Source organism: Megasphaera sp. AF13-6AC, from assembly GCF_027685385.1.
Taxonomy (GTDB): domain Bacteria; phylum Bacillota; class Negativicutes; order Veillonellales; family Megasphaeraceae; genus Megasphaera; species Megasphaera micronuciformis.
The window spans coordinates 1-22,416 of the sequence record NZ_JAQCUN010000009.1; the positions used below are offsets into that span (position 1 = coordinate 1).

At 45.4% G+C, this 22,416-nt stretch carries 23 protein-coding genes and 1 tRNA gene; 13 read left to right on the forward strand and 11 right to left on the reverse strand.

Annotated elements, in window-relative coordinates; translation table 11 throughout:
* A partial coding sequence (locus PGX78_RS01145) for a NusG domain II-containing protein (protein WP_270445006.1) occupies positions 1–243 on the forward strand: 243 nt, incomplete at its 5' end.
* Positions 244–251: 8 nt separating this feature from the next.
* Entirely contained in the window at positions 252–773 is a 522-nt protein-coding gene (locus tag PGX78_RS01150) for a Gx transporter family protein (RefSeq protein ID WP_270445008.1), read from the forward strand.
* Between the two features lie 64 nt (positions 774–837).
* Here PGX78_RS01150 and PGX78_RS01155 read toward each other — a convergent pair whose 3' ends face one another.
* Together PGX78_RS01155 and PGX78_RS01160 are read right to left on the reverse strand one after the other, a co-directional pair.
* Complete coding sequence (locus PGX78_RS01155; protein WP_006941870.1) at positions 838–1,095, reverse strand: hypothetical protein; 258 nt, start codon at positions 1,093–1,095, stop codon at positions 838–840.
* A gap of 20 nt (positions 1,096–1,115) precedes the next feature.
* A complete protein-coding gene (locus PGX78_RS01160; RefSeq protein WP_270445015.1) occupies positions 1,116–2,096 on the reverse strand; it encodes an AEC family transporter in 981 nt (326 codons plus the stop codon).
* 110 nt (positions 2,097–2,206) lie between these two features.
* Between PGX78_RS01160 and PGX78_RS01165 the strand changes: the two genes are divergently transcribed.
* The 3 genes from PGX78_RS01165 to PGX78_RS01175 all read left to right on the forward strand — a co-directional run bounded on the left by PGX78_RS01165 (position 2,207) and on the right by PGX78_RS01175 (position 4,156).
* Entirely contained in the window at positions 2,207–2,848 is a 642-nt protein-coding gene (locus PGX78_RS01165) for a tetratricopeptide repeat protein (RefSeq protein ID WP_270445019.1), read from the forward strand.
* 6 nt (positions 2,849–2,854) lie between these two features.
* Positions 2,855–3,502 (forward strand): lactate utilization protein, encoded by a 648-nt coding sequence (locus tag PGX78_RS01170; protein ID WP_270445027.1) that lies wholly within the window; start codon positions 2,855–2,857, stop codon positions 3,500–3,502.
* 144 nt (positions 3,503–3,646) lie between these two features.
* Positions 3,647–4,156, forward strand: a complete 510-nt coding sequence (locus PGX78_RS01175) for a folate family ECF transporter S component (RefSeq protein ID WP_270445029.1) — start codon at positions 3,647–3,649, stop codon at positions 4,154–4,156.
* Positions 4,157–4,323: 167 nt separating this feature from the next.
* Here PGX78_RS01175 and gmhA read toward each other — a convergent pair whose 3' ends face one another.
* The 3 genes from gmhA to PGX78_RS01190 form a co-directional block, all read right to left on the reverse strand.
* Positions 4,324–4,830, reverse strand: a complete 507-nt coding sequence (gmhA, locus tag PGX78_RS01180) for a D-sedoheptulose 7-phosphate isomerase (protein WP_270445065.1) — start codon at positions 4,828–4,830, stop codon at positions 4,324–4,326.
* Between the two features lie 94 nt (positions 4,831–4,924).
* Positions 4,925–5,491, reverse strand: coding sequence for a beta-class carbonic anhydrase (locus tag PGX78_RS01185; RefSeq protein ID WP_270445032.1), 567 nt, complete (start codon positions 5,489–5,491; stop codon positions 4,925–4,927).
* 134 nt (positions 5,492–5,625) lie between these two features.
* Positions 5,626–5,702, reverse strand: a tRNA-Arg gene (locus PGX78_RS01190).
* 115 nt (positions 5,703–5,817) lie between these two features.
* Here PGX78_RS01190 and murQ point away from each other — a divergent pair.
* From murQ to PGX78_RS01205, 3 genes are read left to right on the forward strand one after another with little or no spacing between them, the layout of a single operon-like run.
* The gene (gene murQ / locus PGX78_RS01195) at positions 5,818–6,729 is read left to right on the forward strand and encodes an N-acetylmuramic acid 6-phosphate etherase (RefSeq protein ID WP_006941863.1); all 912 of its coding nucleotides are present in this window, start codon (positions 5,818–5,820) and stop codon (positions 6,727–6,729) included.
* Positions 6,719–8,086, forward strand: coding sequence for a PTS transporter subunit EIIC (locus tag PGX78_RS01200; RefSeq protein ID WP_270445037.1), 1,368 nt, complete (start codon positions 6,719–6,721; stop codon positions 8,084–8,086). Before murQ ends, PGX78_RS01200 begins: the two co-directional genes overlap by 11 nt.
* A gap of 1 nt (position 8,087) precedes the next feature.
* Positions 8,088–9,167: a MupG family TIM beta-alpha barrel fold protein gene (locus tag PGX78_RS01205; RefSeq protein WP_270445040.1), complete on the forward strand. Its 1,080-nt coding sequence runs from the start codon at positions 8,088–8,090 to the stop codon at positions 9,165–9,167.
* A 69-nt stretch (positions 9,168–9,236) separates the two neighbouring features.
* Here the strand turns inward: PGX78_RS01205 and PGX78_RS01210 are convergent, their stop codons facing one another.
* The 3 genes from PGX78_RS01210 to PGX78_RS01220 form a co-directional block, all read right to left on the reverse strand.
* On the reverse strand, positions 9,237–9,866 hold the full coding sequence (locus PGX78_RS01210) for a hypothetical protein (protein WP_270445043.1): 630 nt from the start codon (positions 9,864–9,866) through the stop codon (positions 9,237–9,239).
* Positions 9,867–10,009: 143 nt separating this feature from the next.
* On the reverse strand, positions 10,010–11,329 hold the full coding sequence (locus PGX78_RS01215; protein ID WP_006941856.1) for an MFS transporter: 1,320 nt from the start codon (positions 11,327–11,329) through the stop codon (positions 10,010–10,012).
* A gap of 227 nt (positions 11,330–11,556) precedes the next feature.
* Positions 11,557–12,021 carry a hypothetical protein gene (locus PGX78_RS01220; protein ID WP_270445048.1) on the reverse strand — a complete coding sequence of 155 codons (465 nt, stop codon included), beginning with the start codon at positions 12,019–12,021 and terminating at the stop codon, positions 11,557–11,559.
* Positions 12,022–12,220: 199 nt separating this feature from the next.
* Between PGX78_RS01220 and PGX78_RS01225 the strand changes: the two genes are divergently transcribed.
* From PGX78_RS01225 to PGX78_RS01235, 3 genes are all read left to right on the forward strand, one after another.
* On the forward strand, positions 12,221–12,421 hold the full coding sequence (locus PGX78_RS01225) for a DUF1858 domain-containing protein (RefSeq protein ID WP_006941852.1): 201 nt from the start codon (positions 12,221–12,223) through the stop codon (positions 12,419–12,421).
* 197 nt (positions 12,422–12,618) lie between these two features.
* Entirely contained in the window at positions 12,619–13,353 is a 735-nt protein-coding gene (locus PGX78_RS01230; protein ID WP_270445053.1) for an ATP-binding cassette domain-containing protein, read from the forward strand.
* Entirely contained in the window at positions 13,346–14,851 is a 1,506-nt protein-coding gene (locus tag PGX78_RS01235; RefSeq protein ID WP_270445055.1) for an ABC transporter permease/substrate-binding protein, read from the forward strand. The genes PGX78_RS01230 and PGX78_RS01235 overlap by 8 nt, the downstream gene beginning before the upstream one ends.
* 66 nt (positions 14,852–14,917) lie before the next feature.
* Here PGX78_RS01235 and ileS read toward each other — a convergent pair whose 3' ends face one another.
* Both ileS and PGX78_RS01245 read right to left on the reverse strand, forming a co-directional pair.
* Complete coding sequence (gene ileS, locus PGX78_RS01240; RefSeq protein ID WP_270445057.1) at positions 14,918–17,713, reverse strand: isoleucine--tRNA ligase; 2,796 nt, start codon at positions 17,711–17,713, stop codon at positions 14,918–14,920.
* 381 nt (positions 17,714–18,094) lie between these two features.
* Entirely contained in the window at positions 18,095–19,510 is a 1,416-nt protein-coding gene (locus PGX78_RS01245; RefSeq protein ID WP_270445058.1) for an alanine/glycine:cation symporter family protein, read from the reverse strand.
* Between the two features lie 373 nt (positions 19,511–19,883).
* Here PGX78_RS01245 and PGX78_RS01250 point away from each other — a divergent pair, with 373 nt between their 5' ends.
* Positions 19,884–20,372, forward strand: a complete 489-nt coding sequence (locus tag PGX78_RS01250; protein WP_270445060.1) for an HD domain-containing protein — start codon at positions 19,884–19,886, stop codon at positions 20,370–20,372.
* A 10-nt stretch (positions 20,373–20,382) separates the two neighbouring features.
* The gene (locus PGX78_RS01255) at positions 20,383–21,105 is read left to right on the forward strand and encodes an NAD-dependent protein deacylase (RefSeq protein ID WP_270445061.1); all 723 of its coding nucleotides are present in this window, start codon (positions 20,383–20,385) and stop codon (positions 21,103–21,105) included.
* A gap of 57 nt (positions 21,106–21,162) precedes the next feature.
* Here PGX78_RS01255 and PGX78_RS01260 read toward each other — a convergent pair.
* Positions 21,163–22,416: YadA-like family protein (locus PGX78_RS01260; RefSeq protein ID WP_270445063.1), on the reverse strand; the 1,254-nt coding region annotated here is incomplete at its 5' end.

Genomic DNA, 22,416 nt, shown 5'->3' on the forward strand with positions numbered 1-22,416 from the left:
GTACCGTTGGATACTCACCGCGGTACAACCTTGATTACCGTTAAAACCTCGGCGGGGTACAATACCATAGCCGTGCAAGATAAATCAATCGGTGTCGTCGAAGCCGACTGTGCCGACCACATTTGTATAGACGAGGGCTTTATTTCACGACCCGGACAAACGGTAGTTTGCTTGCCCCACAAGGTGCTCATCGAAGTCCGTTCCGATGACGGCGATGAGCCGGATATCATCCGTGCTCGTTAGAGGTGCTTATGAACAGAACATTTAAATCCGTTATTATCGGAATCTTTATAGCTCAATCCTTAGTGCTGTATTTAATTGAAGGCCTACTGCCCGTACCCTTTATCGCTCCCGGAGCCAAACTGGGGCTCTCTAACCTGATTACGGTCATCGCCCTATATACATTTCCGAGAAAAAGAGATACGGCCTATATCCTTTTAGGTCGTATCATTCTCTCAACGGCTTTTGCCGGCGGCATAAATGCTTTTTTATACAGCATTGCCGGTGCAGTTTTCAGCTTTGCCGCTATGACCTTCTTAAAAAAGACGAACAGATTTACCCTCATAGGCGTCAGTGCGGCCGGCGGCATTTTACACAATTGGGGGCAGATGATCATTGCCTGCCTCATTGTAGAAAATACCAAGGTACTCCTGTATTTACCGCTCCTGTCCGTAGCCGGTGCCGGCACGGGTATTCTTATCGGTATTACGGCTCACTTTACCTTGAACCGACTGAAACGGTTGCCTGTATACGCGCGCATGACGAAGGCCTGATTTTCTATATATAATAAATTTAATGAGAGGATAGACCTTATACAAGGATCTATCCTCTCATTTTTTACTTCGCTTCCAAGTATTTTTTCAAGTCTTCATCAAATAAGATTGTATCTTCATCCGTCACCAGTCCGGGCACGCCTACATATCCTCCGGCTCTTCGCGAATCAAATTCAGGCCGCGTATCGCGCAGATGTAAAAACTCCTTAAGCTCCGGCATAGACCCTGTAATATTGACGACAGGAATATTCAAACCTTTCTCTTTAATAAGTTCCAACACAGGCGGGCATTCAGGGCATAAATGGCTGACATACAATTTCATGTTAATTCCTCCTGACGAGATTATTTAAACGGCAAGATATGGCAGACAACGGCTGCATAATACAGAGGATAAAAAACAAATATATAAAAAAGGTTCGTTCCGATAAAAGCCGCCATGGACAGATTGATATTCAAATCATATAACCGCACGGCTATGAGAGCATTGATGGCACACGGTGCGGCCATAGCGATAATCATCGTTCCCGTCAAAACGGGATCTGCAAAAAAGAAGAGGCTGAGGCCGTAAAGAATGAGCGGTGTTACCACTACTTTTACGGGAATGAGTTCGGCCGTCTTTTTAAAATATGCCGGCAAAGCGGCGAAATCAATCATATAACCGATAGGAACCAGACTGGCCCAGGCACTGAAGTGAATAAGAAAGTGAAAGGCGTCACCCATGACAGTCGGCCTTTCAACACCGTTCGAATAAAGGAGTGCCCCTACAACCATACCGACAACGGCTAACTGATTTTTATTAATGAATACATTCTTCCGGGGAATGTCCCGTATAGACGCCCCGGCTCCACCTTCTACCCCGTATTTGTAATAGCTTCCCATGGGAAAAAGCACAAAAAACATGACCAAGTTTTGGAATACGGCCATGAGCTGAATATACGCAAAAGAGGTTTCACCGTATAAAATATAGCCGCAAAGACCTCCTAAGGAGCCTACATTGGACGGAATGGCCGTAATTAAATAACTGCCTCTTTCCTGTTCGTTCGTAAAACGCTGATCAAACCTGCCTGCTTTTACAATAAGCCACGGTACGATAACATTAAAATACGCAAAAAAAGGCAGGGCCATCAATTCTTTGCGTAGCGGCAACGTCCAAAAGCTTAAAAGAGCCAAGGCTGTCATAACGACGATAATATTAAACCGAATAAGTCCGTTGCAAAAACCGGACGTTACGATACTTCGCTTCTTCAGAAAATATCCTACGCCTATGGGCATGATAATGTCGGAAAAAATATATGCAATACGAAACAGTTCGCCCTCCCCCATAAGTCTCCTTCTTTCTTCCAGATATATGTTCCTTATTATATCACAGCCGAACCTTCTCTGCTCCCGATTTTTCCTGTGGTATAATGATAATGATAAAAGGAGGTGTCTTTTTGAAACAGCTGTATGCACTGACACTTACGAGTCTACTACTGATTTCCGTCTTCTCCGGTTGCAGTTCGAAAACGAATACTCCCGAAAAAGAGCCGGCACAAACGGAAGTACATAAACGCAACCCCGAAGCGGCACAACTGATTCATGAAGGCGACGAGGCCTACACTCGTTTCGACTACGATAGGGCCATTGAGCTGTACTCTCAAGCCCTGACTATAGATGCAAACGACTACGCAGCCCTATCCGGTGCCGGAGTAGCACTGGCCATGCGCGGCAATGCGACAGGCTCACAAAGTGATATTCAAGAAGGCATCCGAAAGATAGAAAAAGCCTTGACCGTAAACCCCGACGATACAGCTTCTTTTTACAATCTGGCACTGGCTTACAAAATTGCAGGCCGCACGGATGAAGCCGTTACCTGGTTTCAAAAGGTCATAGACAAGGACCCGCGAAATACATGGAGTTATTACGGCATTGCCTCTATTTACGGTGACCGCGGCAATGCCGAAAAAGCGGTTGAATACTTGCAAAAAGCTATGGATACGGATGAGGAGAACGTTCGCAATGCCGCCGCATCACAAAGCCACTTTGATGCTGTTCGCAACGATTCTCGGTTTCGCAAGCTAATTTATAAGGAGTGAATTCACATGAATGAACGCACAGATGGAAAACACACAGTTTATGACATTAAAGGACCTCTTGTGGCCAAACAGTTTACAAAACGTAATTTCGAAGCTACCTACTGTCCTACCAAAGAAGAAGCCTTAGCCAAAGCACTCTCTTATATTCCTTCGGACCACGTCGTCTCCTGGGGCGGTTCCGTATCGATCAATGAAATTGGCTTGAGACCTTACGTATTGGAACACAATCCGGTCATCGACCGGGATACGGCCCAATCTCCGCAGGAAAGAGTGGAACTGATGCGCAAGGCACTTCTCTGCGATACTTATATTATGGGAACGAACGCGGCTACGGAAGACGGCCAACTCATTAATATAGACGGCAACGGCAATCGCGTAGCCGCTCTGACCTTCGGTCCGAAACAGGTCATTGTCATCGTCGGTATGAACAAGGTTATGCCCGACGTGGAAGCCGCTTTCCACCGCTCCCGTTCCACAGCGGCACCTGTTAACGTACGCCGCTTTCCCGGCACGAAAACTCCCTGCTACACTACGGGCATGTGTCGGCACTGCGTATCGGAACAAACAATTTGTTGTCACCTTGTACGCACGCGGGTCTGTCGACCTGCCGGACGCATCAAAGTCATTCTCGTAGGTGAAGACTTAGGTTACTAGGTTTTCTACCGTAAGTAAGACAAAACCGGTACCTTACGGTATCGGTTTTTGTATTGTATAAATCCGGCCTCACCTATACACTAACAGCTATACGTTTAAGGTTGATTCACAAAATTTAATAATCTCTGTTTCAAGGAGTGCTTCATGAACTACTCACATTTTCAAAATCCGGCCCGGATGGGTCTCTGTATATCTTTAACGGTCATTATGTCCTATATACTGGCCATTCACACAACCTTTATTCACCTCACCTTCGGCTTTATTCCCACGGCAATTTTCGCTATTCTCTACGGTCCTGTCGCCGCCGGAACTATGGCAGCTATTGCTTGTTTTATCGGCATGCTGCTCTTCGGGCAAGGCGTCTTCTTTCCGGGCTTTATGGTCTCCGAGTTTCTCGTAGGCTATATATACGGTTATTTTTTATATAAAAAGAATGTTACGTGGAAACGACTGCTTTTGCCCGAAGCCCTCATTACGGTCTTCGTTCACTTAGGTCTCAACACGCTTTGGCTGACATTGTTCTACGGTAAAGCGGCAAGTGCCATCTTAACAGGACGATTTGTTAAAAATCTCATTTGCTTTCCCTTGGAGATTTTTTTAATTCTCCTCATCTATAAAGCCGTTTATTCTATCCTTAAGCGGGAAACTTTATAACTGCGTGACATCCTTATCTTTTATTCTCACCCGCTTACAAGCACGTTTAAAATCCGACGTGAATACCCTCTCCACCACGAGGTCTTCATGCCCAACCACATATCACGAATACACCAAACACAAAAACACAGGCAGCGTTCATGAACGTTGCCTGTGTTTTCATATCCCTATATATCCGCTTCCGCAATTTCACAAATCATGTGAATTATCATAATGTGCATTTCCTGAATACGTGCCGTAACTTGCGAAGGCACGGCCAGGCAAAGATCCGACTCCTTTGCCAATATGCCGCCATTTTCACCGGTCAGGGCGATGACGTAAATCCCCTTTTCTTTAGCTGTTTTTACCGCCTTTACTACATTGGCACTATTGCCCGACGTGGAAATGGCAATGAGAACATCTCCTTCTTGTCCCAAGCCTTCTACTTGACGTGAAAAAACGCAATCAAAACCGTAATCATTACCGACGGCCGTCAAGAGGGACGTATCTACTGTAAGTGCCAACGCCGGTAGAGATTGTCGCTCTTTTACGAAGCGACCGACAAATTCCGCCGCCATGTGTTGCGAATCGGCAGCACTACCGCCGTTACCGCAAATGAGGATCTTACGTCCCTTTTCCAAAGCCGTGCGCACCCTAAGTCCTGCCGACGCTACTTCAGGCATGATTTTTCTCATATCCTGTACGACTTTAAAATGATTTTCAAGACGCTGCCCTACCAACAACTCGGCAGCCTGTATTTGAGTAGCCATAAGCGTACCTCCTTAGGTTTTATAAGTCTTCAAGAAAGGAAACGGCCCCCGTATGAGGGTTAATGACGCAACCGCAAACATTTACATAAGCAGGAAGATAGGGACATTCTTTCAGCTTGCGGACACTTTGAGCCGTCGAGTCTTCGACGCACTCAATCGAATCGGCCCAAGTTTCTATATACGGACGCAACTCCTTTATGGCCGTTTCATCAATACCGGCCTCGGCCATTTTAGCGCACAGCGATTCACCTGTCGTCGCCAGCATCCCGCAACCTTCATGACCGACAACCAGAACCGTATGAGCCTTCAATTCATAAACGGCTACGAGCAGACTGCCCAGAACACTGTCAAATCCGTCACTTACAGTATTCCCCGCCACCTTAATAATTTTGGCATCCCCTCGTTCAAGGCCCAAGGCCGGTTCTAAAAAATTGACGAGGCGCGTATCCATGCAGGTCAATATAACCAAATTCCGTTTAGGGTACTTATCGACTACTGCCAAGCCTTCTTTGGCGGATTTTTGTAGAAAGGCTTCATTGGCAGCCTTTAATTCTTTTATAATGGGCTTTAAGGTTTCATTCATCATTATACATCTTCCTTTTTCATTATAACTTTCACCGGCAATATCGTGCAAGGCACACCGGCTTACAAGCCTATAGCTAGAAAACCCGTATATAAGGAAACCGCATCTGCACACAGTGGCAGATGCGGCCGATATACTGGTGCGCCCAAGAGGATTCGAACCTCCGGCACGCGGTTTAGGAAACCGCTGCTCTATCCACCTGAGCTATGGGCGCATATACACTTATGATGCTTTCTTATGATACCATGTTCTATCGGCGTAAGCAATTCCGAAGAGACCGTCTCCGTATGATATAATAAATCCGAATATACGAGGGGAGAGATTCGTTCATGATTGATTTACATACTATTGCAACAGAACAGCGTAATACGGCGACAACAGCCATTGATACCCTATCTACACAAGACTTGGTCGCTTTGATTAATCATGCTGACAAAGAGGTTCCGCTGGCCGTCGAAAAAATTCTACCCGCTTTGGCAACGGCCGTCGATGAAACGGCAAGTCGTATACGCCAAGGCGGACGACTTTTTTACGTCGGCGCCGGTACTTCAGGACGACTCGGGATTTTGGATGCCGCCGAATGTCCCCCCACATACAATACAGACCCGCAAACCGTACAAGCCCTCATCGCCGGCGGAGAGTCTGCCGTTTTTACGGCTAAAGAAGGTGCCGAAGATTCGGAATCTGCAGGCGCCCGCGACTTGTCTTCTAAAGAACTTTCACCCGTTGATACCGTTGTCGGCCTCAGTGCATCGGGCCGCACCCCCTATGCCCTCGGAGCCTTACGCTATGCCGCTTCTTGCGGTGCCTATACCATCTGCATCACCTCTTCTCCCGCATCACCGTTGGCTGCCGTCGCGAACCTTGAACTTTGTGCCGTAACCGGACCTGAAGTCATTACGGGATCTACCCGCATGAAAGCCGGTTCGGCACAAAAGATGATCCTAAATATTTTGTCGACAGGGGTCATGATTCGATTAGGCAAGGTATACGGCAACTTAATGGTCGATGTCAAAGCCACTAATGAAAAATTGCGGGAACGGGCCAAGCACATTGTCGTCGATGCGACCGGTTGTACAATTAAAGAAGCCGAAACAGCATTGAATGCGGCGGCAGGCAAGGCCAAAACAGCCATCGTCATGCTTTTATTACATGTAACGGCAGAACAGGCAAACGCACGACTTGAACAAGCAGACGGCTATATACGTCACACCTTGGATGGAGGCAACCATGACTTATAAGGAAACGGCACGGCAAATATACGATATTATAGGTCCGGCAAACAATATTATTAACCCTTACCACTGTATGACACGCCTTCGCTTCACTGTAACTAACGAAGACTTTACAAAAGAGTCTTTGGAGTCTTTGGAAGACGTAAAAGGGGTCCACATTTCCGGTGCGGAATGGCAAGTTATCCTGGGTCCCGGCAAAGCTTCTAAGGTAACGGAGGCCCTTAAAGAAATTATAAAAAATGAAGAAACGAAGCTTTCTTCGTCGCCTTACCAAATTACGAGCGGGGACGATTTACATGCGCGAATTCGCCGAAAAAACACGACTCCTTTTAAAGAAGGTTTGCGAAAAATTTCCCGCATTTTCACCCCCCTCATTCCCGCCTTTATTGCTTGCGGGCTATTGACAGGTATTTTGAACGGCATAGCCAAGGTTGACCCGAATCTGGCCTATACAGCCTGGTTCCAACTGGCCTCCGTAGCCGGTAATACAGCCTTTTGGGGATTAAATATCTTCGTAGGCCTGTCGGCCTCCAAAGAGTTTGAAGGCACTCCGATAATCGGCGGTATCCTGGCAGCTTTCATGATGCATCCGGCGCTGTCTAATATCATGCTTTTCGATACACCCCTGACGCCCGGCCGCGGCGGTATTATTGCCGTCATCTTAATCTGCTTTATAGCCGCCAAGACGGAAAAGAAGTTACATCATTTGATTCCTGATATGTTTGATCTGTTTTTAACCCCTCTGGTGACCTTTCTTATAGCTTCCGCCCTGGCCATTCTTATTTGTCAACCTGTAGGCGGATTTATTTCCGAAACCATAGGAATTTTGGCGACAACGGCTATAGATAAAGGTGGCGCTTTGACCGGCTTCGTCTTAGCAGGTACTTTTTTACCCCTCGTCCTCTTAGGCGTTCATCAAGGCCTGACTCCTATTCACGCTGAATTATTATCTCGCTATGGCGTTACCGTGCTCTTACCCATTCTCGCTATGGCCGGTGCCGGGCAAGTAGGCGCATCCATTGCCGTTTACGCAAAAACGAAAAATAATCATTTAAAAAAAACGATTGTTTCCGCCTTGCCCGTAGGCATTCTCGGTATCGGTGAACCGTTGATTTACGGAGTAACCTTACCTTTGGGAAAACCTTTTATCTGTGCTTGCCTGGGTGGAGCTTGCGGCGGTGCCGTTATCGCCTTCTTCGGAATCGGAGCTGCGGCCTTCGGTATATCCGGTCTACCTTTAGCCGCAGCTACGACCCGGCCGTTGTACTATTTATTGGGACTGATTACAGCCTATACCGTCGGATTTCTTTTAACGTATATAATAGGGTTCGCAGATCCGCAAGAATCTTGCGAGGAGGTATAGTATGACCATCGGAATTTCCGTATATCCAGGCTTGGATAGTCGCAAATCGTTAGAAGAATCAGTGGCCCTTGCTATAAAAGAGAATTTAAAGTACCTTTTTTTATCACTCCATATCCCCGAAGCCGATCAAACAACCTTCTCCGAAGATCTGGAGTACGTCTTATCCCTAAGTCGAAAAAATCACATAAACGTTATCGCCGATATGACTTCTGAAACGAAAAAATTATTCGGAAAGAAAGCAAGTTGTTTTCATAAAGCGGGTATTAGCATCCTTCGCCTCGACGACGGCTTTTTGCCCCATGAAGTTGCCGACCTGTCTTATGACTCCGACCTGGCCTTAAACGCTTCTACCTTGTCATACAACGATTTGGACGCTCTTTGCAGTGCCGGCTGTGATTTTTCGCGCATTACAGGTCTACACAACTTCTACCCGAGACCTTATACCGGCCTCGGTCCTCGTGACTTATATCATAAAAATGAATTATTTCACCACTATCGTATAACAACAGGAGCTTTTGTTGCCGCCGCAAATCATGGACGAGGTCCCTTGCATTGCGGCCTACCTACATTAGAAACTACGCGTAATACGGATATTTATAAAGCTACTCGTCTCTTACGTCTCTTAGGCACTGACGAAGTATTCATCGGCGACTCTCGTGCTACTCAAAAAGACATTCAGGACCTTAAGAGCGGCGCTTATGAATCGACGGACTGCATTAAGCTCCCCATTGTACCTCAGGCAGACAAATCCTTAGTGGAAAAGATCGTCAACATTCCCTTCTTATCACGTCCTGACCGGGCCTGCAACGTCATTCGCGTTAACCGTATTCGTACGAATGTATTTAAAGACATATCCGTCCCTATAAATTCCGACACAACGGTACGGCGTCGCGGTGATATTACTGTCGACACCGGCGCTTACGGTCGTTATAACGGTGAAATACAAGTCATTACGACAGATTTGCCGGCAGATTCGAAAACACGCCTCGTTGCCCGTATAAAAGAAGAGGACACATGGCTTCTGGACGGTATTACGGAAAACCAGTCCTTTATGCTCGTCTGCAAGGACATGGGTTCATAAGTTCTTACATTTCAGCGTATACACAAAAACTCACGAGAAAAAATTTCTCGTGAGTTTTTCACACAGCCCTTATTCTCCGTGACGCTTTAAATGATATCGTGTCGAGTGCTTAATAAATAACGGCACGAAGCACACCTCAACAAGATGCAAAAGCACGTAAGCAAGAACTACGAAAGGCATGACGGCGACCATCGGCTCCAACCAAGTTCCCTTCCCTTCAGGCGTATGCAAAAGTTGCGTAACGAAGGGTAAGTACGTTTTGAAAATAAAACGGTTGGTTGTTATATTGCCGAATAGAAAGTACACTCCGGGCGTTAAAATGGCAAGAATTCCGACGAGGCGAACCTGCCCAACCACTTCGTGCAACACCTGCACCTGTATGATTTTAGGTAAGGTTGCCATGTAAGGCGTACATGCCGACCACTTTCGCAAGAGCCGTGCCTCGCCTTCATGGAAGCGCCGTTCACCCCGTGCTTTAATACGATTACAACGAAAATACAAAAAGAAGCAAAAAATCGCCAATACCAGGGTGCCGGCGGTCACAAGGGGCAGATACGGCATAGGCAACTCTTCCCCGTGCAGCTCATATAAAAGAGAGGCTAACAACAAAAATACAACATAGGAAACACACCCTACCCAAGCAGTTACGGTAACAGCTACGGCATATCGTTCACGACGTTTTTTATAAACAAGTAACATAGAGCAGCATCCTTACTGAAAAGATTTATCTATAAACTTCCCTTTTATTATACATAAACTTATTTTTTTCTGAAACACAATGGCCCGAATTTTACAAAAAAGCTCTGTTTCCATAAGGAAACAGAGCTTTTACGGTTACTCTCTTAAGCGTCTTTGCGATAAATCTTCTGCACGCCTCGATTAGAAAGGTAGCAGGAAAAGAGGCAAACAACAACGCCTACCATAATCAGGTAGAACCCGCTGTTCCAACCCCAATGGTCGACGACAAAACCGAAAAGAGTCGTTCCCATGGAGCTACCGACAATATAACTCATAAAACCTCGTAAGCCGACAGCCGAACCGAGTGCAAAGCTGGGAATAACTTCCATGGCCTGAACGGCAACCATAGATTGAGGCACATAAATAAGGCACCCCGTAATAGTAGCAAAGACCGTAATAGCCGCAATAGAGGTGGACGACATATAGCCGAACACGCAAGCAAAAATAACAACAAGACAATAAATAGGCAGCATCATGACACGGCCTTTAAAATACTTATCGACGAGCCAGCCGGCTAACAAAGTAGACGGAATGGCTGCCCATTCAAAGAGCATGAAAGCAAAGCCCATTTCTCCGCGAGTCAATCCTTTTTCGGTCAATAAGTACAACGGAATCCACGTAATCATTCCGAAACGAACCATATACGTGAAAATATCGATAAGTACCAAATACCAGGAATTGGCATTTTTAAAGACATATTCATAGAAGATTTTAAAGGCCGACATATCTTTCGGCTTTTCGTCCGAATTCTTCATGACCTTCGTATTGACCGATTCTTCATGAAAGACTTCTTCAACAGGTGGGAACCCTTCTTCTACAGGGCGTTTCTTAACCAAATAAAGAACTAAAAGGACGCACACCAAAGCAGCCATTGCCGGCACGAGATAAGCGGCTATTCGCCAATGTTCCGTACCGATATAGCTGAGAGCCGCACCTACTAAGGGTGAAACGAGACCGCCTCCCAGGTTATGAGATACATTCCACGTCGTGCTGGCACGCCCCCGTTCGGACCGGGGAAACCAATGACCTACCGTAATAATAGAAGGCCCGACCCCCATACCTTGGAAAAGACCGAGACTGACGACTAGAAGTACGAAAAGATAGAAACTGGTCGTGAATCCCATGGCAATATTAACAAGAATACAAAGAATAAGACCCAGTGCCATGAAATATTTCGGATTCGACTTATCGGCAAGCATACTCATAAAACCCTTGCTGAGACCGTACGTGATGAGCATACAACTGGTAAGTAAACCGATTTCACTCTTACTTAATCCGAGTTCACCCATCAGATAAGGCGTAGAAAAAATAAAATTGTTACGTACAATATAGTACGCTGCATAACCGATAAAAATACCGCACAAGGACTGAAATTTGAATCGGTTGAACTGTTTAACCAGTTCCGCATTTACTTGCGCTGACATAATTGTCCCTCCATTTTCCGTTTCATAAGTTTTTGCCGTGGAATATGCCCCGACAGATAAATGGTAAAAATGACAAAAACCTATCAAACAAGCTTATGTATTACGCTTGGATATTATCATATATATATAAATTAGGCAATCTCATTTTCTTATCATTTCGCACTATGCTGATACTTATCATCATTCTTGTCAAAAATATAAAGAGACGCTTCACTGGAAGCGTCTCTTTATATTCGGCCGTAAAAAGCGTCATCATAAGAATCGTAAAATTTCATATTGTAAGCTAATGCAAAAGATAATTCTCCTACAGGCAAAGATATATCCGTCGCCGCCCAATCGCCGTTAGGATCGAGATACCGCCAAGCATCTGTCAAACTGAGATCCACATACATTCGCTTTAATTCGTAATTATAAAAGAAGCGAAAAGTCCTGACTCCGTTAATATCCGTCCCCCCTCGATCCGCATCAGGCACGGTGACAACATTAACGGCAATAATATATTGCGGAGGATCATATTTTTGTACGTTTAATGAACTGCGATCCAAATACCAGGCTGTTTCCTTATAGGCGTCACAGAGAATATAGTTCCTGTCCCCGTTCAAATATACGGGATATGATTCCGCTCCGACAATCACAATTCCGCCTATAGCCAGCCACAAAAATAAGCCCATACTTATGAATAGTCTTTTCATGTCTGTGCCCGCCTCCACCTTCTAATTACACAAAAACATCGGTATCGACAGTTTGATGACTTTATGGCATTTTATCACGTGTCCCGCGAAGTCGCAAGTTTTGCCTCTTTTTAGATTTTTATAGCCAAATCACCAAAGTATGCTATAATAAAAATCGTAAAAACTACTTATCCAGTATAAATATAAGGAGGCTTTTCATATGGCCATTACCAGAGATACGAACATTATTGAAGCAGTTCAGAAATATCCGCAAATCATTGAAATTTTCCAAGACTACGGTCTGGGTTGCGTCGGTTGTATGGCATCTCATTTTGAAACAATCGGTGAAGGGGCCGGAGCTCACGGAATCGACGTAGACGCTTTAATTGCCGACCTGAATGATTGTATTTCGGAAGGATAGATAGTACCAAAGATATAAAAAATGCAGGTGTACATACGTACACCTGCATTTTTTATATCTAATACTTTGACAGTTATACTCACAGCTGTTATAGTACCTCAAAAGCAACAAACACAGACTGATTTATTCGCTCTGAAAGTAAGACTTGCACCGGAATGCTATCTACTGCCCTTGACTGATAAAAAAAGGATTTAGCCATGTTCGAACTGAAAAAGATAACTAAACAATACGGTCAAACCACGGTTCTTCACGAAACAACCTTAACAGTAAATGACGGGGAGTTTTTTGTTCTCGTCGGTGCCAGCGGAAGCGGTAAAACAACGTTACTGAAGTTATTAAACCGTCTTATAGAACCGACAAGCGGAACTATTCTCCGCAACGGCAATCCCCTTCACGATCTGAATTTACGGTCACTGCGACTTGATACCGGCTATGTACTACAACAAATTGCGCTCTTTCCGAACCTAACAGTCGGTGAGAATATAGCCCTTGTCCCGTCAATGAAGCATATCGATAAAAATGAAATTCGGCGGCGTAGCCATCTATGGCTTGAAAAGACGGGCCTGGATCCTCACGAATTCATGCACCGCTATCCCCACGAATTGTCAGGAGGACAACAACAACGTGTCGGTATCATCCGTTCCCTCATCGGTCGTCCGAAGGTTTTACTCATGGATGAGCCTTTCAGTGCCCTAGACCCCCTCTCTCGTAAGCAATTACAGGGTCTTATCAAAAAAATTCATCAAGAATTTAACCTAACCGTCGTCTTCGTGACTCATGATATGGTTGAAGCCTCCTATTTGGGTACTCGTCTTTGTATTATGGATAAGGGGCAGATAATTCAGATTGATACGGCGGAAAAGATTCGCCGTCATCCGAAAAACGAGTTTGTAAGACGCTTATTCGAGATGGGCGGTGATATTGATGAATAATCTTATAGCCGTCTTTATAGACCGGCAACATGACCTCTTTACAGCGCTCATCCAGCATTTGGAACTGTCTGTCAGTTCCTTGTGCCTGGCCATACTCATTGCCTTTCCTTTGGGACTGTTCATCAGTCGCAAGCCCCGAATAGCCGCTGTAATAACGCAACTAACAGGAATTATGCAGACCTTGCCTTCATTGGCTATTTTAGGCCTTATGATTCCCGTCTTCGGCATCGGTCCCATTCCGGCCTTGGTAGCCCTCGTCATTTATGCTCTTTTCCCTATCTTACAAAATACTGTTACGGGTATCAACGAAATCGATCCGTCCCTTCAAGAAGCCGGTGAAGCCTTGGGTATGAACCGGTTCGTAAAGTTAAAAACTTATGAAATTCCCTTAGCCATGCCCGTCATTATGTCCGGTGTGCGTACAGCCGCCGTTATGATTATCGGTACGGCTACCTTAGCCGCCCTTATCGGCGCCGGCGGACTCGGTTCCTTCATTCTTCTCGGAATTGATCGTCATGATAGTTCCCTCATTATAATCGGCGCTTTCGCATCAGCACTGTTAGCCATTTCTTTCACCAGTTTCTTACGCTTGGCAGAAAGGCGTTCACTCCGCTTTATAACCGTCTCTTTCCTTATCATAGCCATCGGTACAACGGCTGCCTTCGTTCAGCCGAATATGCCTCATAATAAAGTGATTATTGCCGGAAAGCTCGGCACTGAACCGGATATACTGATTAACATGTATAAGGAGCTTATTGAGGCTCATAGCGATCTAAAGGTGGAATTAAAACCGAATTTCGGCAAAACGGCCTTTCTCTACGAAGCCATAAAAAGCGGCGATATCGATATATATCCCGAATTTACGGGAACTGTAACGACCACCTTGTTGAAGAAAAAACCGACTCCGTCTACAAACGCCGAAACGGTATATAAACAAGGACGAGACCTTATTTATAAACAAGATCATCTTGTCTATTTAGAGCCTATGGCCTATGAAAATACATACGCCGTTGCTGTTCCCTCAGCTTTTGCCGAAACTCATTCCTTAAAAACGATTTCCGACTTGGTTCGAGTTTCCGACTATGCCGTGGCGGGCTTCACCCTGGAATTTGCCGATCGGGAAGACGGTTACCGCGGTCTTCAGTCCCTCTACGGCCTGAACTTACACGTAAAGACAATGGAGCCGTCCCTTCGTTACGAAGCCCTTAAGAACGATGCCATTACGATTACGGATGCATATTCTACTGACAGTGAACTCGTGCAATATGATCTCGTCGTCTTGCAAGACGACAAACACCTCTTCCCGTCCTATCGGGGAGCCCCCCTTATTCGCGAGTCGGTCTTAATAGACCACCCGGAATTAAAGGAGATTTTAAATGCCTTAAGCGGCAAAATAACGGAAGACGAAATGCGTACTATGAACTACGATGTACGTGTCAACGGCAGGAGCGCTCAGGATGTAGCCAAACACTATTTACAAAGCCGTGGTTTAATTTAAAGTCTCTGCCAATACAAAAATCAGGCCTTGAAATTCAAGGCCTGATTTTTCATGTAAGTCCGGTTTTTATTCCAAAGCTGAAACGCAACGGTGGCACAAGGTCTTATGATCCGAGTCCGTACCGACCGTCTTATCATGTTTCCAACAACGTTCGCACTTTTCATATGCCGAGGCTGCAACTACAGCTTTCATATCACCGTGTTCTTCACCGGCAACGGCATCGACAGGGCCTGCACCTTCAACCAGTGTGGCTTCACTGACAATCAGCAAGGTTGCCAATTTATCTTCCCATTCTTTCAAGAAAGTATATGAATCGCCGGTCGCATAAATCGTAACGACCGCATCTAAAGAGTGGCCGATAGTACGATCCTGACGAGCCCCTTCCAAAATCCGGGTCAAATCTGAGCGATAGCTCAAAAGCTTGGTCCAACGAGCCGCCAAGTCCGTATCAAGGTATTCCTTATGATATTCGGGCCAGTCCGTAAGGAGCACGCTTTCTTCCTTACCTGAAACGGCAGGCATATATTTCCATACTTCTTCAGCTGTAAAAGAAAGTACGGGTGATACGATTTTAACCAACGTATCGAGGATGATATACATAGCCGTTTGGGCGCTACGACGTTCACGAGCATCCGTTTTTTCCGTATACATACGATCCTTCGTTACATCTAAGTAGATAGAGCTGAGATCGACGGTGCAGAAGTTGTGAATGGTATGATACATAACATGGAACTGGTAGTTTTCATAAGCTTCCGTAACAGTTTCCAGAACCTGTTCCAATCTAAGAAGAGCCCACTTGTCAATTTCCGACATATCCTTATAAGAAACGGCATCCGTTTCAGGATTAAAATCATTAATATTACCGAGAAGGAAGCGGAATGTATTACGAATTTTACGATATACATCACTAAGCTGTTTCAAAATTTTCGGCGAGAGTCTTACATCGCCCTGATAGTCGGCAGACGATACCCAAAGGCGCATAACATCAGCACCGTACTGGTCAATAACTTCCTGAGGCGCTACGGTATTGCCCACGGATTTACTCATCTTACGACCTTCACCGTCAACGGTAAAGCCGTGCGTCAAAACGGCCTTATACGGAGCGATGCCGTTAGCTGCTACCGATGTGAGCAAAGATGAGTTGAACCAACCGCGATGTTGGTCAGATCCTTCCAAGTACATGTCGGCAGGATATGCCAATTCGGGATCATGGCACAATACGCCTTGGTGCGTACAACCGCTGTCAAACCAGACGTCCATAATATCCGATTCTTTACGGAATTCCGTACAACCGCATTCAGGGCATTTAAAGCCTTCGGGAAGCAATTCCTTTTCCGTATGAGCCCACCATGCATCGGACCCTTCTTTAGCAAAGATTTCCTGCAAGTGAGCGATGGTTTCATCCGTAATAACGGCATGGTTATGTTCGCGGCAGTAGAAAATAGGAATAGGTACCCCCCAAACACGTTGACGAGAAATACACCAGTCGCCGCGGTCACGAATCATATTATAAATACGGTCATGTCCCCATGAAGGAATCCACTGTACCTGATCAATGGCTTCTAAAGCCTTTTTACGATACCCGTCAACAGATGAAAACCATTGTTCCGTAGCACGATAAATGATGGGATTCTTACACCGCCAGCAATGTGCATACTGGTGACGCAATGAGCCCTTAGCAAAGAGGGCCCCGGAAGCAGCCAACGCTTTAATCATCTCTACATTCATATCAAGGGCGAACTTTCCTTCATAGCCGGGAACGGCCGATGTATACTTTCCGTCAGGGCCTACGGTACCGATGGGTTCCAAATGCCAGTCGGGATATTTTTTGCAAACTTCAAAGTCTTCTACACCATGGTCAGGAGCCGTATGAACTAAGCCCGTGCCGGCTTCCAAGGTTACATGGTCGCCGAGGATAACCGGGACTTTACGATCTTCGTACATGGGATGTACAAAACGCAACCCTTCAATATCCTTCCCCTTCATGATGCCGGGCAATACTTCATATTCCGTAACCTTGGCGGCTTCCATGGAAGATTCAACGAGTTTCTTCGCCAACAAGAGAGCATCATCGCCGACCTTTACCCATACATATTCAATGTCACTGTTAGCAGCGATGGCCTTATTGGCCGGAATGGTCCAAGGCGTCGTCGTCCAGATAAGTGCATATGTATGGTCCTTATCAAAGCCTTGCGGAGCATGACTGCCCAAGTCTTCAGCCTTAAAACGCACGAAGATAGAATTTGACTTAATTTCTTTATATTCGATTTCAGCTTCAGCCAGTGCCGTTTCACAATGGGGGCACCAATATACTGCCTTCAAGCCTTTGTAAATATAGCCTTTTTTAGCCATTGTCCCGAAGACACCGATTTGGGCTACTTCTACATGCTTAGCCAAAGTCAGATACGGATCGTCCCATTCCCCGAGAACTCCGAATCGAATGAAGTCCGCCCGCTGTTCATCGACGCGTGCCAACGCATAATCATGACAACGTTTGCGCAAGTCGAGGGGACTCATTTCATGACGATTGAGCCCCGTTTCTTTAATAACCGCATGTTCAATCGGTAACCCGTGCGTATCCCACCCGGGTACATACTTGGTATAAAAGCCCTGCTGCGTCTTGTATTTTAAAATAATATCTTTCAACACCTTATTTAAGGCGTGACCGATATGTAATTTTCCGTTCGCATAAGGAGGTCCGTCATGGAGAATAAATTTTTTCGCCCCTTCTCTTTTTTTGAGGCGTTTGTGATAGATATCGTTATCTTTCCAAAAAGCCAATAATTCAGGTTCTCTTTTCGGCAAATTGCCGCGCATCGGAAATTCCGTTTCCGGAAGATGCAAGGTTTTACCATAATCCATTATGATTTCCTCCTTAAAAAAATAACATCTTCATCCCTAAGGGACGAAGATGTTTAATCACCGCGGTACCACCCTAATAACTGCGTACAGCCACTTTTGACCTGTTAACGGCGGTAAGCCGGCAACCGGTTCGCGGCTGCAACTCCGAAGTGATTCGCCAAGGGTTCCTTCTGTCGGTCTCCCACCGTCACCGACTCGCTTAAGACTGAATATTCCCTGACCGTCTTCTTCATAGTTTTTTCTTATACATTATGTGTATAGACCTATTGTACTGATATTCTTTTTTTTGTCAAGAAAAGTCTCTTCCAATCACGCTACTGTTTTATTTTTTACACACAAAAACGGGAGCCTCTCAAAAGAGGCCCCCGTTTACAACTCGGCTTATTTCCAAAAATCGAGATTCGTTTCATCCAAGCCGATATTTTTTGCCAAGAATACAGGATTCTTTCCTTCTTTTTTCTGGCGTTCATAGTCTTTCATAGCTTTAACGGCCGTAGTACCCAAAATAGCACATGCCGGGATGTTGATAAGGCACATGAAGGCCATAAAGATATCCGCTATGTCCCAAGCCGCAGCCATGGACATACCGGCACCGACAAAGATAATCAGAGCGGCAATAATGCGATACGCAACCATAAAAGATTTGCCGGGCACCTTACCGTGAAGGAAGGTCAAGCAATTATCTACATAAAAGAGGTTACCGATCAGTGTGGAGAAGGCGAAAAGGACCATGCAAACGGTAATCAGAATAGGACCGAAAGACCCGAGATCCGCCGTCAAGGCCTGCTGTACATAGGCAGCCCCGGCAGCCTCTTTGGTAATGGGCACACCCGAACAAAGGCACATCATTGCCGTAGCCGTGCAGACTACCAAGGTATCCAAGTATACGGAAAGCATCTGTACAAGCCCTTGTTTTACGGGATGGCTGACATCGGCTGTAGCGGCCGCATTCGGGGCCGAACCGATACCGGCTTCGTTCGAGTAGAGGCCGCGCTTTACGCCGTACATGAGGCAAGATCCGGCAATACCGCCGAAAATAGCCTGAAAGTCAAATGCATTAGCAAAGATAATTGCAAACACATCGGGGATATACGTAATATGGGTCAAAATAATATATAAAGCCGCTACTACATAAATGCCGCCCATGATAGGAACAATCCAAGAAGTCGTGCGAACAATACGCTTGCCGCCCCCGAGAATACAATACCCTACCAAAACAGCAAAGATGGCTCCTAAAATCCAAGGTGTCGTCGCTTTATCATAAAAACTGTATACGGCAAAAGTTGATTGTAAGTTATAAGAAGCCAGGAGATTAAAGCCGCCGGCATAGGTCAAAATCAAAAAGAGGGCAAAAACAGCACCGACAAAACGACTGTGCAAGGCTGTTTCAATATAGTAAGCCGGACCGCCGTAACTACCGCCTTGGGAATCACGCCGTTTATAAATCTGAGCCAATGTACTTTCAATAAAGGCACTGGCCCCGCCGATAATAGCCACCAGCCACATCCAAAAAACGCTTCCCGGACCGCCGAGACAAATAGCCGTAGAAATACCGATAATATTCCCCGTACCGACACGCGACGCCGTAGATACCATAAGAGCCTGAAAAGACGATACAGATTCAGCCCCTTGCGGTTTTTCCAAAACGACACGAATACTTTCGGCACACATCCGCAACTGTACCAGTCTGGTTCGCCAAGAAAAATAAAGTCCCGCTACAACCAGTACGACGACCAAGACGGGATAATAGAGGACACTGTCCAAATAATCCAACTCGTTTAAAATAAGTGCAGCCATAAAAGCCCTCTCCTTTTGTTAAAATTCATTTTCACATATAGAAATCATAAGATGTGCCGTTGTTTTTGTCAATAAATATTCACCTTATTAAGCGATTTCCCCCTTTCTTTTTTAATATATTACAAATCGAAACTATCGCTTTTGTTTATAGCTTTGTTATTTTTCGTATTTTCTTTATTTTTCCCTTATTTTTCCTTATTTATTTCTGTTTTATGGTCATTTTCTTTCTTTTCATATTGCGAATCGTTGTTTCCGGATCGCACACATCGCCTCGTGTCATTCGTATTTATAAAGATATTCTGTTTATAGCAAAAGTCTGTACGACCTAGTATAATGAAAATATATTAATAAGTATGATTTTGAGGTACCTGACATGGATATAAGTAAACTTACGGTAGCCGCCATTACTTACGACAAAGGCGATGCTAAACGCATTCAACACTTTATTAAAGTTCATTCCTTTGCCGAGCTCATCGGCCGTATGGAGGGGCTTGACCCTCGCACGTTGGAAATTCTCCGCACAGCGGCAGTCTTGCATGATATAGGTATTCATGCCGCTGAAGAAAAATATGGAAACTGCTCGGGGAAATATCAGGAAATAGAAGGTCCTGCACCGGCACGAGAAATTTTAAGCCGTTTAACAACGGATGAAGAACTCATAGACAGAGTATGCTTTCTCATTGCTCACCACCACACTTACAGCGGTGTAAACGGTTCCGACTGGCAAATTCTCCTGGAAGCCGATTTCATTGTCAATGCCTATGAAGACGCATTAAAAGCGGATGCCATTCGACACTTTCGCAATAACATATTCAAAACAAAAAGCGGCCTTTCGTTATTAAACAAAATCTTCGCCTTATAAGGAGGTTCGTATGTCTGAAATCGATCAGTTCGTTCAAATGGTAAAGAATTCCGACAATATCGTTTTTTTCGGCGGAGCCGGTGTTTCGACAGAAAGCGGCATCCCCGATTTTCGCAGTGTAGACGGCCTGTATAATCAGACCTATGACTTTCCTCCCGAAACAATTTTGAGCCACACTTTCTATGAAAATAACAAGGAAGAGTTTTATCGTTTTTATCACGACAAAATGCTCTGTCTTAATGCAAAGCCCAATGCAGCCCACCTGAAATTAGCTGAATGGGAACGGGCCGGAAAAGTCAAAGCCGTCATTACACAAAATATTGACGGACTACACCAAAAAGCGGGCAGTCACAATGTGTTAGAACTCCACGGCAGTGTGCACCGTAACCGTTGCGAACGTTGCGGGGCCTTCTTCGATGCGGAGTATATGAAAAAAGCCGACGGCATCCCTCGTTGCAACTCCTGTGGCGGCCCCATAAAACCTGATGTCGTCCTATATGAAGAATCATTAGACGACGAGGTTATTACAGAAACGATACGGTATATCCAAAAAGCGGACATGCTCATCATCGGCGGCACGTCGCTTGTCGTCTATCCGGCAGCCGGTCTTATTCACTATTACAAAGGCCATAAGCTGGTCCTAATCAATAAAGGTGAGACAGGGATAGACACTCAAGCCGATCTAGTCATTCGCGAACCTATCGGCAAGGTTTTCAGCCAAGTAAAAATATAAGCACGAAAGGACACGCTTTAGAATCTTCTCATTCTAAAGCGTGTCCTTTATTATTTATTATCGACTTGCTTTCAATTCCTGAACCTCTTGTAACAATTGCTGTACCAACAGTTCTAAACGGGTAATTCTGGCATCTTTCGACTTACCTTCCGCAACATAGTCACTCCCTTTACCGGTTTTAAAGGATACATTCAAAGTATATTGCGTGTCATCTCCCACTGTCGTCCCGAACCCGACCATAGTTCGCTCATTGGGCCGGTAAAAAGCCCCCAAAGCCACGGCACTTTTCCCTTTATAATTGCCCATCGAAACAGCATAGCTGGCCTTGTCGTCCTTATTAAATTCAAGCGGATGCAGCCCTGCCAAAGCGGCTGATCTGGCTCCTACTATTCCTACTTGCGAGTCTGTATAGTTATTGGCTTTTGTAGCTGCTATATTGGATATATTACTGATTCTGTTGTCCAAAAGACGAATATTGCCGGCATTGGTTTCAACAGCCTGCGTCACAGCATGTAATTGGCTACCGTTAATTGCATCTGTCGATGTATCGGACACTCGACCTGCTGCTACATTAGTAATAGTCCGTTTTATTTCAAAAATATCACCTTGTGAATTCTGTCTCACCGTACCGACAGATACAGTACTGTCGGCCGTACTGCCGGCCAGATTATAAGTCGTACCGTTTATCGTCATGACGGCGGTAGATACGGCCTGATCCGTCGTAGAGCTGGAGCCTAAAGCAACGCTGTTGATCTCCGTTGCCTGTGCTGAATGGCCCAGTGCCACTGAGTCCTTTTGAGTTGCCTTGGCAATGGTTCCCAATGCTAATCCGTTTTCTCCTGAACTCGTTGCCTGGTTGCCGATGGCGACAGCTCCCTCACTATCTGTTTTCGCCTTAAAGCCCATGCCGACGCTATAGTCGCCTTTGCTCTCTGCATGGCTGCCTACTGCCAAAGAGTTGTCCCCCGAAGCTTCGGAGTCGGACCCGAAGACAGATGACTGATTGCCGGTAGCTATATTTTGGTAGCCCACAGCCGTAGCATACTCATTTTTAGCCTTGGAACCATACCCTACAGCCGTAGTCATAATTTCAGTCGCCTTTGTATTATTACCTATAGCAAGACTGTTTTCTTTTAAAACTTCCGCTCTCTTTCCGATTGCAAAGACGCTGGATTCCGTAACTTTAGCTCCTTCTCCGAAAGCAATAGAATTATTCCCGTTGACACTGGAATTTTTTCCTCCTACTACGGAATTATCCCCGGTTACTACACTATTTTCACCTATATTCAAGCTATTAGCCGCCATACCCCA